This is a genomic window from Prevotella marseillensis (genome assembly GCF_900625065.1).
GTDB lineage: Bacteria > Bacteroidota > Bacteroidia > Bacteroidales > Bacteroidaceae > Prevotella > Prevotella rara.
Genome location: NZ_UYXY01000001.1, coordinates 2,075,187 through 2,092,746, shown reverse-complemented (window position 1 = coordinate 2,092,746; position 17,560 = coordinate 2,075,187). Strand labels below are relative to the sequence as shown.

The window sequence follows — 17,560 nt, the reverse complement described above, 5'->3', positions numbered from 1 at the left end:
TATTTTCAATAATTTATGTGGCAACAGACGCATAAATCGAAAAAATATATTACCTTTGCACTTGCTTCTTGCACAGACATGCGCACCTTGGGCGCATGCACAGCGTGTGGAAGCCGACAGCAATGGTCCCGTAGCTTAGCTGAATAGAGCGTCAGATTCCGGTTCTGAAGGTCTTGGGTTTGAATCCCAACGGGATCACAAAATGGGGATAAGCGGAGTTCTGATATTTATAAGGGTTCCGCTTATTTTTTAGCTCAATATAATTTGGACTTTTAATATTTGTATTATTATACCACAAATGAACACAAATTGCTCACTATGAAGTTATGGAAACATTTAAAATAACAAACAAAAATTATAAAATGAAGGGTGATAAGACCTAACATGTTTACATTTTGTTTATCCACAGAGGTAGAAATGCGTACATATAGATGGCCATATTTATAACACAAAAAGATTTACTTTCATATTATAAAACATATTTTTGCCTATGCCAATTCATGTGCGAGTCTTAAGAAGTGTGTTTACAGACAGCCCGTTTTGGTAAGATGCTTGACTCAAGTAATGGCGTAATAATTAAAGAAATGCAAATATGTAAAAATAAGGCTATGTAACGTGTCATTCAATAAATCTCAATCCGAAGTATGCAGATTTTATTGTTCCTCTTGAAAAAGTTTATGGTAATAGAGTATTAATGTTCCTTTTGACTAAATGAAGAAAAATTAATGAAAGAGAAAATAAGTGATATCAAAATTTATTTTATTATTATAGGCGTTATTTTGCTTTTGTGTATACTTTTTAGTAATATGCATACTATCTTGCCAATTATAGATGATGATGAATATTTTGTTGACGAATACGGAAATATTCATGGAGAATCTTGTCCTTACAAAAGTGTTCCTTGGTTTACCCCAAAACACAGCAAATATAATATCTTAATAATTAAGGGACAAAAAATATGTAGAGAATGTTTGTTGCTTGAAGAAGATAAATTACTTATTCTCCACGATGTTAACGTGGAGAATGAAATTAATAGATTACGACGTGCTGGAGCATCGGAAGAATATATAAATAACAAAATTGATATATACGAATAAAATAATTGAAAATAAAGATATAAGCCAATGAAATATTATCTTGCATTAATTGTATTGTCTTTATTGACAATATCTTGTGGAAGTGGAAATGGTCGTGTATACATTTGTACAGGCCCGTACTCAAAAGCTTATCACAAGACGTCAATATGTAAAGGGCTTAGCAATTGCAGCGGAGACATAGACGCCATAACGGAAAGTGAAGCTATTGATGAAGGCCGACACAAGTGTGGCTTTTGCTATTAGTTAAACTTAATAGTATAAATTACCTACTAATAATTTACCAATCAGATTTTAAAATTCGCATAATATATTAATAATTAATTATTTACAATATACATAGCATCTCTGAAGGTCTTGGGTTTGAATCCCAACGGGATCACATACGGCGGAAATCCTTGTAAGAAAAAGGGTTTCCGCCTGTTTTTTTATCATCGTTTATCTGCGGCAACAGGCTGTGCTTGGATAAAAGTTGTCAAATTAAGGCTAATTAACCTGTAAAAACACTGACGTATCTCAATAAAATTTCATATATTTGCATTCTGATAGCCCGCACCATGATATGGTGGGGTGTAGCATGTACTTTTGAAAAACAACTGAATAATATAAAAATATCATGGACATAGTTGAAAGATTTTTGAATTACGTAAGCTTCGACACACAGTCGGCCGAGGACAGCCAGACCGTGCCGAGCACAGCCAAACAGCTTGATTTTGCAAAATATCTCAGAGATGAACTCAAGGATGAGGGCTTTGATGATGTTGAGATGGACGACAACGGCTACGTTTATGCCACACTGAAATCTAACATCAAGAAGGAAGTCCCTACTATAGGTTTCATCAGCCACTACGACACGTCTCCAGACTGCAGCGGCAAGGATGTGAAGCCTCGCATTGTCAAGAACTACGACGGAAAGGACATCGAACTGTCACCGGGCATAATATCATCAACAAAGAAATTCCCCGAACTGCTGCAGCATGTAGGCGAAGACCTTATCGTTACCGACGGCCACACTCTGCTGGGAGCTGACGACAAGGCTGGTATAGCCGAAATAGTACAGGCCATGTGCTGGTTGCGCGACCATAAGGAGATTCCTCACGGCGACATACGCATGGGCTTCAATCCTGACGAGGAGATTGGCATGGGCGCTCACCACTTTGACGTTGAGAAGTTTGGATGTGAATGGGCATACACAATGGACGGCGGCGACCTGGGCGACCTCGAGTTTGAAAACTTCAACGCTGCTTCTGCCAAGATAAACATCAAGGGCGTTAGCGTTCATCCGGGATATGCCAAGGGCAAGATGATAAACGCCAACCGCCTGGCTGCCGAGTTTGCAGCAATGCTGCCGGCTGACGAGACACCGGAGACAACAGAAGGTTATGAAGGATTCTATCATCTGCTGGGCATCGAGTCGAACATAGAGAACGCCAAGCTGTCTTATATCATCCGCGACCACGACCGCGATAAGTTTGAGGAGCGCAAGGCCTTCATCGAGAAATGCGTTGTAGAGATGAACAAGAAGTATGGCGAAGGCACTGTTACTGCTGACGTGAAAGACCAGTATTACAACATGAAGGAGATGATAGATCCGAAGATGCACGTTATCGACATCGTGCTCAAGGCCATGCAGGACAGCGGTGTGCCTCCTAAGGTAGAGCCTATCCGCGGCGGAACCGACGGAGCTCAGCTGTCGTTCAAGGGTCTGCCGTGTCCTAATATCTTTGCCGGCGGCGTAAACTTCCATGGACCTTACGAGTTTATTTCTGTTCAGGTTATGGAAAAGGCCATGCAGGTAATCGTGAAGATATGTGAGATTACGGCCGAATATAATGACTGATAACATATCGTGCGGCATTCGCGCACGCCTTGTCTTGCCGTTGCATGGCATAATTCATCCTGCATGCGGTATGGCCGGCGACGACATGCGGCAGTGGCATCATAAGCGGCACGCCTTAGCACATTGCGGTGTAAGGTGAGCCGCCACTTATACAAATACTTTTACAGGACTGAAAGCAGAATGTGGTTTTGTGTCTTGCCTGTATATAATCATGCAGGAGACAGTGTTGATAACTTCTGCTTTCAGCCCTGAACATTTAAACATATTGACAAAAACAGACAGTAAGAATGGGCGAACTTCCACACCTCGTGAAAGACCTGGCACTTATTCTTGTGGTGGCAGGCATAGTGACCATAGTTTTCAAGAAGCTTAAACAGCCGCTTGTGCTGGGGTATGTCGTGGCAGGATTCTTGGTAAGTCCGCACATGCCTTACATAATGTCGGTGGCCGACAGGGCCGACATCAGCACGTGGGGCGACATCGGCGTGATGTTCCTGCTCTTTTCGTTAGGTCTGGATTTCTCGTTCAAGAAGATACTTAAGATGGGCGCTTCGCCCATAATCTCCACGTGTTCCATCGTGTTCTGCATGATGATGTTGGGCATAGTCACGGGGCATCTGTTCGGCTGGAGCCGTATGGACAGCATCTTTCTCGGCGGTATGCTCGCCATGAGTTCCACCACCATTATATATAAAGCCTTCGACGACCTTGGCCTTAGGCAGCAGCGCTTTGCCGGACTGGTTATGAGTGTGCTGATACTTGAGGACATACTGGCAATTGTCATGATGGTTATGCTCTCGGCTATAGCCAACGGGTCGAATCCCGACGGAGGACAGATGATAGGCAGCCTGATGAAGATAGGCTTCTTTCTCATCCTGTGGTTTGTGGTGGGTATCTTCCTTATTCCGCTCATGCTTAGGTCAATGCGCAAGTTTATCAACAACGAGACGCTGCTCATCGTGGCTCTCGGTCTGTGCTGCGCCATGGCCGTACTGTCTACCAAGGTAGGCTTCAGCAGCGCCTTCGGAGCATTTGTCATGGGCTCAATCCTTGCCGAGACTATAGAGGCCGAGCGCATAATAAAGGTTGTAGAGCCTGTGAAGAATCTTTTCGGAGCCGTGTTCTTCGTGTCTGTCGGCATGCTTGTCGATCCCGCCATTCTTGTAGAATATTCATGGCCGATAGTAACTCTTGTGCTTGTAATTATTCTCGGGCAGGTTATTTTTGGCAGTTTGAGTTTTCTTATCGGCGGCCAGTCGCTCAAGTCGGCCATGCAGTGCGGTTTCTCAATGGCGCAGATAGGCGAGTTTTCGTTCATCATAGCCTCGCTTGGCCTTTCGCTCGGAGTCATCGGCAAGTTCCTTTATCCCGTTGTGGTTGCCGTTTCTGTGATAACCACTTTCCTTACCCCTTATATGATACGCATGGCCACCCCGGCTTACGGCATGCTCGAACGCCGTCTGCCCAAAAAGTGGATTATGGCCATGAACAATCTTACGCTTGCCAAGCAGACCACGCAGCCCGAGGCAAAATGGCGCACCCTGATAAAGCAGATGGTGCGCATCACGGTGATTTATTCCATACTCTCGGGCGCATCCATAGCCCTTATGTTCACCTTTTTCCTGCCTTTCGTGCGTCAGCTTCTGCCTCACTGGTGGGCAAATGCGGCATGCGGACTGCTCACGCTACTGTTTATATCTCCTTTCCTGAGGGCTATAATGATGAAGAAAAACCACAGTGAGGAGTTTAAGGCTCTTTGGAACAGCAATCCCTACAACCGTCTGCCGCTCATTCTGACAATCATCGTGAGAGTGGCCGTGGCTTCGGCGTTTGTTTTCTATATATGCTATTATCTTACACGCTTCACCAATGCGCTGATGATAAGCATAGCGCTTGCTGCCGTGGCACTTATGATAATATCGCGCTCGCTGAAGAAGAGAAGCATAAAGATGGAGCGCTTGTTCATGCAGAACCTGCGTTCAAGAGAGATTGTTGCCGAGGTGATGGGCCGTAGGCGTCCGCTGTATGAAGGCCGCCTGCTCGACCGCGACGTGCATATCTCTGATTTCACCATTCCCGAAGATTCTCTATGGGCAGGCAAGATGCTGCGCGAACTGGAGTTCAGAAACAGATATGGGGTGCACATCAGCAGCATATTGCGTGGCAGCCAGAGGATAAACATCCCAAACGGAGGAACAATATTATTTCCAGGAGACAACATTCAGGCTATCGGCAGCGACGACCAGCTTACAGCCTTCAGCGAGGCCTTGAACACAGAGCTGCATGATAAAGACCCGGAGATAGAGAAGCGCGAGATGAAACTCCATCAGGTGGTGATAAACCGCAACGGCATCTTTGCGGGCAAGACGCTGCGTGACAGCGGCATACGTGATGTGTACAACTGTATGGTCGTAGGACTTGAGGAAGGCAAGGAGAACCTCTCGCAGATGGACCCGTCGCACAAGCTGCGTCACGGCGAGGCTATCTGGATTGTCGGCGAGCAGGACGACATAGAGCGCTTCTGCAGGGACAACGACCATGCGTCTGACTGCACGGCAGGCTGACCCTGGTCATGGCGCAAACAGCTATTGGGCTGGCAGGGCGGGCCAATGGCTTCTTAGATGCAAAAATGCATAACCGTCTAAGGCACAGATATATGTGCCAATGATGTTTTCATACTTGTATAAATGCCGGTGCAATAGGCATACGGGTACACGTAAAACGTTAAATATTAAATAAAAAGGCGATTTTGGTGTGCTATTAGGTTTAATTTCTGTAAATTTGCACCCTGCATTATATGAGAACTAAAACCGTAATATTTGTATTGCTGTTTGCCTTCATATTTGTGATGGCAGACACCTCCTTGCCTTTGTTCAAGGAAAATGACAACGGGCGCGCGCAGAACGACTCTCTGAGTGTGGGCGACACGGTGTCGTCTGACTCCGTTCCGGCAGATTCGACAGATAAGTCAGGCGAGCCCGACACCACCAACATGGACTCGCTTCAACTCGCCATATATCACCATAACAAACAGGTGGACGACTCGATCAGGCTCGACAGCATAAACCGTAAGAAGTCGGGAGCGTTAGACGCCCCCGTTACCTTCTCGTCTGAAGACTCTATGGTCTATGATGCAAAGAGCAAGGTGGCGAGGCTATACGGCAACTCAAACGTGAAGTATCAGAACATGGACCTCAGCAGCGACCGCATACAGATGAGCCTCGACAGCAGTCTGGTGCGCGCAACGGGTACTGCCGACTCAACCGGAGCCATATCCGGCACTCCTGTGTTCACCATGGGACAGGACAAATATGAGAGCGACACCATGGCCTTCAACTTCAAGACCAAGAAAGGCTTTATATATAATGTATATACTGAACAGGAAGACGGCTACCTGTCGAGCCAGCACTCAAAGCGCGACTCGAGCGGAGTGCTCTATCTTGAGCATGGACGCTACACCACGTGCGACCAGCCTCACCCTGACTTCTACATAGCCCTGTCGCGTGCAAAGGTGCGTCCCGGCAAGGATGTCGTGTTCGGTCCGGCCTATCTCGTAGTGGCAGATGTGCCGCTGCCGCTGGCCATTCCTTACGGATTCTTTCCGTTCACCAAGAGCTATTCAAGCGGATTCATCATGCCGAGCTACGGAGACGAGAGTTCGCGCGGCTTCTATCTGCGTGACGGAGGATATTATTTTGCGATGAGCGACAAGTGGGACCTCAAGCTGCTTGGCGAAATTTACACAAAGGGATCGTGGGGATTGTCGGTGGCAAGCAACTACCGCAAGCGCTACCGCTATAACGGAAGCTTCTTCTTCAGCTACCAGAACACCAAGAACGGCGACAAGGGTATGCCCGACTATACCGAACAGACCAGCTTCAAGCTGCAGTGGAGTCATCGTCAGGATACTAAGTCAAACCCATTCAGCAGCCTCTCGGCAAGCGTCAACTTCGCATCTACGAGCTATGAGCGCAACAACCTCAACAGTATGTATAATCCGCAGAGCTACACGCAGAGTCTGCGAACATCAAGCGTCAACTGGAGCACATCGTTCTCGAGCCTTGGTATGACCATCAGCGGATCGGCCAACCTCAGCCAGAACATGATAGACTCTACCGTGAGCCTCACGCTGCCTGACCTCAACATTTCTGTGAGCCGCTTTTATCCGTTCAAGCGCAAGCACATGGCCGGCAAAGAGCGCTGGTATGAAAAGATCTCTATGAGCTATACCGGACAGTTCAGCAACTCTATCGACACGAAGGAAGACAAGCTCTTCAAATCGAACCTCATAAAAGACTGGCGCAACGCTTTCCAGCACAATATTCCTATCAACGCCAACTTTACGCTGTTCAACTATATCAACATCAACCCCTCGTTCAACTTCACCGACCGCATGTACTCCAACAAGGTGATGAAGTCGTGGGATGAGCAGGCACAGACAGAGCGCGCCGACACAACATACGGATTCTACAACGTATACAACTGGAGTATGAGCATCGGCGCCTCAACCAAGATGTACGGTTTCTGGGTTCCGTCGAAGAAGATTTTCGGCGACAAGATACAGGCCATACGCCACGTGCTGACGCCTCAGGTTACGTTCAGCTATGCGCCCGACTGCGGCTCGAGATACTATGAAACCTACCAGAAGACCGATGCCGACGGCAATGTAAGCCTCGTTGAATATTCACCCTTTGAGAACGGCTTGTTCAATGTGCCGTCGAGGGGAAAGACGGGAAGCGTAACCTTCGACCTGTCGAACAACATTGAGATGAAGGTGAAGTCGGACAAAGACTCTACCGGATACAAGAAACTCAGCATTATAGACGAACTCGGATTCAACATGGGCTACAATATGGCCGCAAAGGAGAAACCATGGAGCGACCTTACCGTAAGGCTTAGGCTGAAATGGTGGAAGAACTATACATTCAACCTCAATGCCGTGTTTGCCACCTATGCTTACGAGCTTGACGATAACGGAAGACCATACGTCAGCAACCATACCGAGTACAGCAAGGGCCGCTTTGGCCGCTTCCAGGGTCTGTCGCAGAACATATCGTTCACCCTTAATCCCGAAAAGCTGAAGAAATGGTTCGGCGGAGGAGATGACGAAGAAGACGCCACGGAGGATGACAACAACACGGAGGACGACGACACCGGAATAGAGTCGAACGTTGACGACGACATGGTGAACGGACAGAACGGTGCAAGAAAGAAGAATGCAGGCAAGGCCGAGACCGACGCAGACGGATACATGAAATTCTCAATGCCATGGTCGCTCACATTCGGCTACGGAATAACGATGCGTGAGAACACAAGCGGAAAGTTCAACACCAAGACCATGCGCTATCCTTACGCATTTACGCAGACCCTGAACTTCAGCGGAAACATACGCATCAGCGACGGATGGAACATCAGCTTCTCTTCCGGTTACGACTTTGAGAACCATGACCTGTCTATGACCACTGCATCGCTGAGCCGCGACCTCCACTGCTTCAACATGAGCTGCTCTGTGGTGCTGGCTCCATACACATCTTACAACTTCTCGTTCAGATGTAATGCCGCCACTCTTACCGATGCACTTAAATACGACAAGCGCAGCGGCTACAGCAACGCCGTGCAGTGGTATTGATGTGAGGCGCAACCGCGTTAAACTTTAACATTGAGCTGAACATAACAGTATTATAATAACAAGCCAGCTCGTTACATCCTTATTTAATAGTCAGTATTTCCTGATGATGGATGTAGCGAGTTGGCTTTTTTATTCTTTATTTTCTGTATAGCTGCCGGCTATATATCAGACAGCTGTAATGCCGTTGTCGGCTTTAGTCTCTATCTGTCATTTGGTCCAAAATATGATGCTTTATTTCATACCTGCCAGCATCGTTTGATACAGATGTTGGCTGAGCATGGGCAGGCCAATGATTTGCCTTTGTTCTGTCAGATCCGTGCCATGTCTACAGGCCGAAAATTGCAGCAGAATTTTTTAGGGCAAAAAACTGAAAGTAAAATATGTCTTCGTTGTTAATGGATGATCTGAACGGCAGTTTACATTATACGGATTGTAAGCAAAATGGCGTGATTAGGTTTCAAATCATTAACCTATCGTTTACGGGTCGTAAGTGGGCCGTTTTTGATGCAAAAGTGGCCGCTTTTTTTGTCGTAAATGAATGGCTTTTTGTGGCAAGACCGGTGTCCTTTGGTCAGTTAAGGCGGGCATGACTGAAACTTATTATTTATTCTTGCGCCTGTGTCGCCTCATTTTGCCGGAAATGTGGGGCAGGGTGTGGGGATGAGAGGGCTGTTAGGATAAGCCGTAATAATCTTGCACATGTAAAATAACAAACCGGGCAAAACATGTTGTGGATAATGTTTTGCCCGGTTTTATTATGTTTCAGATTTTCTTATTGGCCATATAGGCTTCAGATGCCCGTCAGGTGTTGTTGCCGTCAGGGCTGTCTGTATGGATATGTCTTCAGAAGTTGAATGTGTGTTTGCCCGATCCAACCTGCTTTTCGGTGCCGTCGGGCAGCACTATGGTGGCGTCTGAGCCTACGGGTATTTCAACGATGAGCGAACTGCGTGTGCAGCTGACGCTGATTATGCCGTAGAGCGACTCTGTGCTTGCATTGACATATTTGAGGTCGCCCACGAGCGTTGGCTTTATCAGCAAGTGGCGCAGTCCGTAGGTGCCGGGGCGGTTTTGTATGCCTGCGAGAGTCTTGAAGAGCCATTCGTCTATCTGTCCCATCATGAAGTGGTTGAGCGACGAGCCTTGGTTGGGGTCCCACTGCTCGGTCAGCGTTGTGGCGCCGTGGCGCAGCTGGAAGCCATAGCCCGGCGTCTCATAATGGTTCAGCATGGAGTAGAGCAGGTCGTTGAGTCCGTTCTGCGCAAGCGTCTGAAACAGGTAGCGGTTGCCCACGTCGCCCGTTGTCAGGCGTGTGCCGTGCGCCTTGATGTCGGCCACGAGACTGTTGAGCACGCCCTGCTTGTTGTTGCCCGTAAGTCCGAGATACAGCGGCAGGGCGTTGGATGTCTGGCTGCCCGTGCCGTAGGTGCATGAGTCGGCTTTGAAGAAACGGCTGTTGAAGGCATCCGTGGCGTATGCCAGCAGCTTGGAGTATTTGTCTGCGTCGGCCGTGTTGCCCGTCATGCGTGCGGCGCGCGTCATCAGTTGTAGGTCGAAGATGTAGTGGGCCGTTGCCACAAGTGGTACGGGAGTGTTCTTTGAGAAGCCTGCACGCCATGGACCGTAGTCGTACCAGTCGCCAAGTCCGTGGCTCACAATGCCGCTGTCGGCGCGCGACGTCAGATAGTCGACATATCGGCTCATGGCTCCGTAGTTGGCGGTGATGAGCGTGCTGTCGCCATACTGCTCATAATACATGAACGGCATGATGATGAGCGTGCTGCCCCATTCGGGCGAGTCGTCAAACAGATTGCCGAACGACACATACTGTGGCGCCGTGGTGGGCACCATGCCGTCTGATTTCTGTGTGTCGGTTATGTCGCGTATCACCTTTGGCGCAAAGCGCGTCATGTCGTAGTTGTAGAGAAGGCTGGGGCCGCACAGATGGTCTTGCTCTAGCCATCCCAGCTTTTCGCGGTGAGGGCAGTCGGTCAGCACGGCCTGCATGTTGCTGCGCTCAGCCCTTTCTATGAGGCGGTGAGTCTTGGTGAACAGCTCGTTCGAACATTCAAACGACGACACCTCTCTGGCAGAGTTGTAAACGAAGCAGCTGCTGAGTTTCTTCAGTACGGGCAGCCCCTGCGGGTTTGGCTCTCCCTCGCGCACCGCCCCCTCCACCTGTATGTAGCGGAAGCCGTAGTAGGAAAAGCGCGGATGCCATGTCTCCGTGCCGTCGCTGCCCAGGGTATATTCGTAATAATGCTGGCGTCCGGTCTGCCTCTGGTCGCAGGCTCCCTGCTGAGTGAGCTTCTCGGCCACGAGCATTGTAACCTTTTGTCCGCGCTTGCCTTCTATTGTTATTTCGGGAAATCCTGCAAGATTCTGTCCCATGTCGGCAACAATCACAGACGGGTCTATTTCTCGTTTTGTGGCCTTTGACGCTGCTGCCAGCGAATCTGTATGTATCTTCATCCATGACTTCACGCCGTAGCGCTCCATTATCTTCACGGGCTGTGCTGTCTGCGGCGTCAGCGTGCCCGCTGGTCCCTCCACCTGCACGGCGTCATGCCATTTGCTGTCGTCAAATCCGGGCATGTCGCAGCCTTGCTGGCAGAGCCTTGCGTCGTAAGATTCGCCTCCGTATATGCTGTTGAACGTTATCGGGCTCAGCGTGTACTTCCAGTCTTCGCCGCTCTTTATCACCTGGCGGCTGCCGTCGCTGAAGTTTATCTCCATGCGTATAATCATCTGCGGCGGGCCGAAGCTGGTCTGCAGCTTGCTGTAGCGGCCCATGCGCTGCACGTTGAAGAATCCGTTGCCCAGCAGCACGCTTATGGCGTTGCGCCCCTCTGCGAGCAGCTGTGTCACGTCGTAGGTGTTGTAGTAGACGGTCTTGCTGTATTCGCTCCAAAGAGGTGCAAACTCGCTGTCGCCGACCTTACGTCCGTTTATCTTCATCTCGTAGTGTCCCAGTCCGCTTATGTACACCACGGCATCTGTAATCTTCCTTTTGCCGGTGCAGAACTCTTTTCTCAGTATTATGCTTTTAGCCGACAGTGTGTCGGTGTCTTGCCATTTTGCCTTGAAGCTGTCTTTCTTGAACACTGAGTTTGCCCATCGTCCTTCGGGCAGCTTTGCGTCCGCTTTGGTCATGGCTCCAATCCATTTAGCCCCGAGCTCTTCGGGCACCACTCTCACATATTGCTTCTGGCTCCATGCCGACTTCTTGCCGGCGGCGTCCCACACGCACACCTGCCAGTAGTAGCCGTGGCGGTTGCCCTTCAGCGGCGGCAGCGATATCAGCTGGCTTTCGGCCGACGCCGTCTTGCCCGAGTCGTAGACACTTTTGCCGGTTATGTTCTCAAAAATCCTTATGCGGTAGGCTGTCTGCCTGTCGCCGTTGGTGTCGGCCTTCATCTGCCAGCCCACGCGTATGTCGCCGGCTGTTACGGCCAGTCCGTCCTGATAGTTGCACGTAAGTTTTGTAACGGTGAGCTTCGCGCTCATGCTGCACGATACGAGCAGAAGGATAGATAACAGAAAATTTCTCATCTCTTTCAGTGTTTGTGCCCTTGCCTTTGCGGCAGGGCTGCGTTGAATTTGTCTTATTTATATGATGACGCCTTCAGTTGTCGGTTGTAACTTCTTTTGCAGCAGCTTTGTCGACTTTTGAACGTAAATTTGCCATCTGCACCTTTGGCAACCCTTTTTTAGATATATTTATAAAGGTGGAGGCAAAGGCGCGGCATTCCTTAAAAAACTGAAACGCCGTTACAAAAATAGCCTGATAAGTGAGAATATGAAAATGTTTTTACGTATTTTTGTAAGAAAGATAAAGGCCGTGCCGCCTGCCGGCTGAAGCAGCATACGGCGGCAGGATATGAGCTTTGTCTTGTTTTGACATAACCCTTAAAACATTGAGCTATGAAATATAAGATGCTTGTTTTGGACGTTGACGGAACGTTGTTGAACGACAACAAGGAGGTAAGCAAGCGCACGCTGGCAACGCTGCGCAAGGTTCAGCAGATGGGCGTGCGAATAATGCTGGCGTCAGGGCGTCCGACATACGGGCTGCTCGGACTTGCCAAGATGCTCGAGCTTGACACCTACAACGGATATGTGATGGCGTATAACGGCGGACAGGTTATAAGGGCTGCTGACGGCGAAGTGATATTTGAGCGCCGCATTAATCCCGAACTGATACCTTATCTTGAGAAGAAGGCCGACAAAAACGGATTTGGCATCCTTACTTATAATGAGGACTGTATTGTTACGAACATGCCTGACAATCCGCACATCAAGGCCGAAGCCGAGCTCAACGGCATGAAGATTGTCTATGAGGAGCATTTCTCCATAGCCATCGACTTCATTCCGTGCAAGTGCATGCTTGTCAGCGACGACGAGGAGGCTCTCGTAGGACTGGAGAACCACTGGAAGCGCCGTCTCGACGGTGTGCTCGACGTGTTCCGCTCAGAGCCGTTCTTCCTTGAGGTGGTAGGCTGCCGCGTCAACAAGGCCAACACGCTGGCTGCCGTAATGGAGATGGAGGGCATAAAGACTGACGATATCGTAGTCTTCGGCGACGGCGTGGCAGATGTTACCATGTTGCAGCTGGCAAGTCTCGGAATTGCCATGGGCAATGCGCCCGGATCTGTGAAGCGTTGTGCCGACTATATCACACTGTCTAACAATGAAGACGGCGTGGCTGTGGCTGTTGAGAAGGCGTTCTTGGCTGAGGTGCGTCCGAGCGAGATTCCGCTCGATGAGCTTAATGCCCAGTCGAAATCTACGCTTATGGGCAACCTCGGCATACAGTACACCTATGCCTCTCATGACCGCGTTGAGGCCACTATGCCCGTTGACCACCGCAATCGTCAGCCGTTCGGCATCCTGCATGGCGGAGCCACGCTTGCGTTGGCAGAGACAGTGGCAGGGTTTGGCTCTATGATAATATGTAATCCCGACGAGTATGTTGTCGGCATGCAGGTAAGCGGCAACCATATATCTTCGGCCCATGAGGGCGATACGGTGCGTGCCGTGGGCACCATTGTGCATAAGGGCCGCTCGTCTCATGTGTGGAATGTCGACGTGTTCACGTCCACCGGCAAGCTCGTTTCGTCGGTGCGCGTAGTGAACAGCGTCATGAAGCGTAAATAGGCAGACATTGCAATCAGGAGTATAATGTTTTTATATAAGCATAAAGCTGCTTGTCGGTTTTAATTTAAAATTAAATTCATATTTATTCTTTTGTTTGTAATAGATTTATTATATTTGCTTTTGAAAACTTTAAATTAATACGATCATGAACAAGAACCTTGTATTTAATCTGCACATTCCTACAAAATTATTGTTCGGATGCGGCGAACTCAGAAGGCTGGCAACAGAAAATTTGCCTGGTAAAAAAGCGTTGATTGTTATTTCTGGCGGAACTTCAATGAAGAAGTATGGCTATTTAGATAAAGTGGTAGGCTATCTTAAGGAGAATAATGTTGAGAGCGTTGTCTTTGATAAGATTCTTCCCAACCCGATTAAGCAGCATGTAATGGAGGCAGTTGCGCTGTGCCGTGAAGAGAAGTGCGACTTCGTCATCGGTCTTGGCGGCGGAAGCTCTATCGACTCTGCAAAGAGCATAGCCATAATGGCATGCAACGAGGGCGATTACTGGGACTATATTGCCGGAGGTACAGGCAAGAACAAGCCCGTTGAGAAGGCTCTGCCTATTATTGCCATCCCAACAACGGCCGGCACAGGTACAGAGGTTGACCCTTGGACTGTTATTACCCATGAGACAGCTCACGAAAAGATTGGCTTTGGTTGCAAGCTGACATTCCCGACAATGTCTATTGTTGACCCGGAACTCATGCTCAGCATCCCGCCAAGACTTACGGCTTATCAGGGCTTTGATGCATTCTTCCATGCAGCTGAGGGCTACATAGCAAACTGTGCCACTCCGATAAGTGACCTTTATGCTCTCGAGGCTATCCGTCTTATCTACAAGTATCTGCCTGTGGCAGTGGCTGACGGACGCAACTTGAAGGCAAGGACAAAGGTTGCATGGGCAAGTACGCTGGCCGGTATGGTTGAGTCTACATCAAGCTGTACGTCAGAACATTCAATGGAGCATGCCATGAGTGCCCTTTATCCTGAACTGCCTCACGGCGCAGGACTGATTTGTCTGTCGCAGTCTTATTTTGAGACATTCCGCAATGACAGCATGAAGCGCTACATGAAGATGGCAGAGGCCATGACTATGGAGCCGAGTAAGCGTCCGTCTGACTTTATCGATGCTCTCGTTAAGATGCAGAAGGCCTGCAAGGTTGACGACTTGAAGTTGAGCGACTGGGGCATTAAGAAAGAGGATCTTCCTGAAATGGTTAAGAATGCAAAGGAAACAATGGGAGGCTTGTTCCAGCTTGACCCGCGCATGCTGACAGAAGACGAAATACTTGCTATTTATGAGAAGGCATACCGCTAAACCGATGCGGTGATATGATATGAAACAAGGCCTTGCGCAATACTGATGCGCAAGGCCTTGTTTATTGTTTCAATACAGTTTGAATGTATGATGTCGTAGCGTGTCAACGTGTTTTGTCCGTCTCTTTTTGCTTTAAAGTTGCTTGTGCTTTGGCATATTTGCGGCCTTCATGGTTAGTCTTGCCGCAGCTTACGCATCATTATACATTCTTCTTTTATTGTTTATCTTATGGCAGACAAGCGGTATTTTATTTGGTTTTCTCTGTCTCAACCTTTATCTTTCCGTCCTTTATCTCCGCATTGACTATTCTTCCGCCTGTCGCATGAAGTCTGAATTTCACGTTCCATTCGCGCGGCCATGCCTGGAAGAGCAGCAGTTGACCGTCGGGTGTTTCCTGAAGCAGCATTTCCTGCAAGCCTATCATGGCCGCACCACCGCGGTTACAGTCGGGTGCCCAGTCATAGCCAGGGTCCCAGAAGGCAGGGAAACGATAAGGGCCGTCGGCAAATTTCTCAAGGTTAAGGCGTGCCGCATCGTCGGTAAGGCCGAGGCATGCAGCCCAGATGTTGTCCTGTTTCCAGCCGATGTGTGTGCGCATCTTTAGTGCGTGCGGGTCTTTAAGATAAGTGTTGCGTGCAATATTTAATCCGGGGCGCCCCATGCCGTATATTCGCCATGGGAATACCGGATACAGTTGCGGCGTCTCAACGTTCTGTATTCTGGCCCATACAATGGCAGGGGCTATGCATGTGTCGCCCTCGATGGTGCGCAGCGGCATGTCGGGTATGCGGCTTATGAATGTTGAGTCGAGGGCATAAGCAAGTGTGTCTTGTGTGCCTTTTGTCGCCTTGTATGCTTCAAACTGCTCTGTCACCGTGCGCAATGCTGCCACCACGCTCGACGGGTTGTATGCCATTTTGTATGTCTCGCATCCGGATGAAGGGTAGAGTATAAGCTTTCCTTCACCGTCGAGCGCCTTTACTCCGCGCTGTTTTGCAAGATACTGATAATGTTCGTCGAAGAATTGCAGGCATTGTACAATCAGCGGTTCATACTTCGTGATGTCCATTCCGGTGTAAAAGTGCGCCTGTAGTATCATTGAGCAGAATTCCAATGATGTGTCCCACTGATATTCAAGCCATGCGTTGCGCTCCATACCGTAGTCGTCGCCGGGCTTATGCTTGCCGTATTCGGCAGGATTAGGCAGTCCGAAGTTTTCTATCTGTTCGGTAAACGACGCCCCGCCGTGTCCCCAATAATGTTTTGTGCGTGCAACGGCCGTGGGCAGCAGTCGCAGATACGTGTCAAACTGCGATGCCATCATGTCTGTATCGCCACTCTTTAGCATAGGCCAGTAAACCAGTCGCTGGTTCTGAGCCGTCATGGTTCCGCCTCCCCATTTGCGGTAGTCTGGTGTGAAAGGCGTCTTCGGGTCTACGTATACGGGGTCGAAGGTGAACAGGCCGCCGTTGAATTTAGATGGCCATTCTCCGTAAGCGTTGCATCCGAGCATATAGCGGAACAGTTCGTAGTTGCGCAGTATGCCTTGCCATTTGCTTGTCGGATTGTCCGTGTTGTCGTTTCTGTCGGCCGGTATGATATAGCTTCTTTGCCAGTAAGCGTGCCACCATGCAGCACTTCTTCTTTTCGACTCTTTCGCCGTAGGCATTTTCGGGGCTTTGTCGCCGTCATACAAGTTTAGCGTTATCGTGGATTTCTTTATGCCTTCAGCCTTAAAGTTCCATGCACGGAAGTCTGTTGAGGCATAGGTGCCGTCGGTAGTGCCGCAGAAAGTGAAGCCCGTGGCAACGAGTTCACCGCCGAATCGCAGGCCGCCGATGGGGTTGTACAGATTGTTTTTAATGCCGTCTAGGTTTTCTTTGTTTACCGTAAAGTCGAACACAGTCTGTTCGCGGTTCTTGTGCCAGAACACAAGTGTGTTGCCCTTTGCACGTATCGAATCCTGATATGTGGTGCAGTCCTTTGGCAAATTCCATTTGTATGAGCACTGCTGGCATTCGGCTTTTGTAACAGGTCTGTCTTTATATCGCCAGCTTTCATAGCTTAGGGTGGCGTCTGTCTTTGTCTTTGAACTTATCTCTGCAAACACGGCAGATGTCTCCACATCTGCCCACAGGCGTATTTCCGTGTCTTTTCCCTTTATGTAAACAGCGCCGTCGTCAAGCTTCAGAGTCTGGCTGAAGCCTGCATCTGCACCGTTAAACGGGTTGGGCGTAAGGCGCAGTCTCAGTCGTCCGGCTTTCAGCAGCGTATTGTTCTCGTCGAACATTCCGCTACGTGCCACGTATATCATTACGTCGCCGTTCTCCACCCATACGTTCATGCCCACGTCGTGTCCGCCGCATGGCATTGATTCAGATGAATTTTTGCTCTGTGTCGTCCATGTATAGTCTGCCGGAACATAGTCTTTTCCTCTTGCCGCTTTACCGGCTGCAGCTGCCGGCATGCTTGTTGTCACTGCTGTTAAGACAACTGCAAGCACCAACATCACATAATAAGTG

Annotated in this window: 8 protein-coding genes and 1 tRNA gene; 7 read left to right on the top strand and 2 right to left on the bottom strand. The window is 49.1% G+C overall.

Annotation, left to right across the window (positions count from 1 at the left end; genetic code table 11):
* Positions 1 to 124 precede the first annotated feature (124 nt).
* From EJL04_RS08500 to EJL04_RS08475, 5 genes are all read left to right on the top strand, one after another.
* Positions 125 to 198, top strand: a tRNA-Arg gene (locus EJL04_RS08500).
* Positions 199 to 725: 527 nt separating this feature from the next.
* The gene (locus tag EJL04_RS08495; protein ID WP_125104654.1) at positions 726 to 1,097 is read left to right on the top strand and encodes a hypothetical protein; all 372 of its coding nucleotides are present in this window, start codon (positions 726 to 728) and stop codon (positions 1,095 to 1,097) included.
* Between the two features lie 613 nt (positions 1,098 to 1,710).
* A complete protein-coding gene (gene pepT, locus EJL04_RS08485; RefSeq protein WP_053398870.1) occupies positions 1,711 to 2,934 on the top strand; it encodes a peptidase T in 1,224 nt (407 codons plus the stop codon).
* Between the two features lie 287 nt (positions 2,935 to 3,221).
* Positions 3,222 to 5,498, top strand: a complete 2,277-nt coding sequence (locus tag EJL04_RS08480; protein WP_021855016.1) for a cation:proton antiporter — start codon at positions 3,222 to 3,224, stop codon at positions 5,496 to 5,498.
* 233 nt (positions 5,499 to 5,731) lie between these two features.
* Positions 5,732 to 8,563: a putative LPS assembly protein LptD gene (locus EJL04_RS08475; protein WP_125104653.1), complete on the top strand. Its 2,832-nt coding sequence runs from the start codon at positions 5,732 to 5,734 to the stop codon at positions 8,561 to 8,563.
* Positions 8,564 to 9,406: 843 nt separating this feature from the next.
* On the opposite strand, the gene EJL04_RS08465 is transcribed toward EJL04_RS08475, so the two are convergent.
* On the bottom strand, positions 9,407 to 12,115 hold the full coding sequence (locus EJL04_RS08465) for an alpha-L-rhamnosidase (protein ID WP_241209966.1): 2,709 nt from the start codon (positions 12,113 to 12,115) through the stop codon (positions 9,407 to 9,409).
* Between the two features lie 372 nt (positions 12,116 to 12,487).
* On the opposite strand from EJL04_RS08465, the gene EJL04_RS08460 reads away from it, so the two are divergent.
* Both EJL04_RS08460 and EJL04_RS08455 read left to right on the top strand, forming a co-directional pair.
* Complete coding sequence (locus EJL04_RS08460; protein WP_021855011.1) at positions 12,488 to 13,720, top strand: Cof-type HAD-IIB family hydrolase; 1,233 nt, start codon at positions 12,488 to 12,490, stop codon at positions 13,718 to 13,720.
* Positions 13,721 to 13,865: 145 nt separating this feature from the next.
* Positions 13,866 to 15,038 (top strand): iron-containing alcohol dehydrogenase, encoded by a 1,173-nt coding sequence (locus EJL04_RS08455; RefSeq protein ID WP_125104651.1) that lies wholly within the window; start codon positions 13,866 to 13,868, stop codon positions 15,036 to 15,038.
* 247 nt (positions 15,039 to 15,285) lie between these two features.
* Here EJL04_RS08455 and EJL04_RS08450 read toward each other — a convergent pair whose 3' ends face one another.
* Positions 15,286 to 17,517 carry a DUF5703 domain-containing protein gene (locus EJL04_RS08450; protein WP_241209965.1) on the bottom strand — a complete coding sequence of 744 codons (2,232 nt, stop codon included), beginning with the start codon at positions 17,515 to 17,517 and terminating at the stop codon, positions 15,286 to 15,288.
* Positions 17,518 to 17,560 lie beyond the last annotated feature (43 nt).

Excerpts from the sequence above, each read along its gene's own strand:
- EJL04_RS08495 (WP_125104654.1), top strand. The coding sequence starts at position 726 with ATGAAAGAGAAAATAAGTGATATCAAAATTTATTTTATTATTATAGGC.
- pepT (WP_053398870.1), top strand. The coding sequence starts at position 1,711 with ATGGACATAGTTGAAAGATTTTTGAATTACGTAAGCTTCGACACACAG.
- EJL04_RS08480 (WP_021855016.1), top strand. The coding sequence starts at position 3,222 with ATGGGCGAACTTCCACACCTCGTGAAAGACCTGGCACTTATTCTTGTG.
- EJL04_RS08475 (WP_125104653.1), top strand. The coding sequence starts at position 5,732 with ATGAGAACTAAAACCGTAATATTTGTATTGCTGTTTGCCTTCATATTT.
- EJL04_RS08465 (WP_241209966.1), bottom strand. The coding sequence starts at position 12,115 with ATGAGAAATTTTCTGTTATCTATCCTTCTGCTCGTATCGTGCAGCATG.
- EJL04_RS08460 (WP_021855011.1), top strand. The coding sequence starts at position 12,488 with ATGAAATATAAGATGCTTGTTTTGGACGTTGACGGAACGTTGTTGAAC.
- EJL04_RS08455 (WP_125104651.1), top strand. The coding sequence starts at position 13,866 with ATGAACAAGAACCTTGTATTTAATCTGCACATTCCTACAAAATTATTG.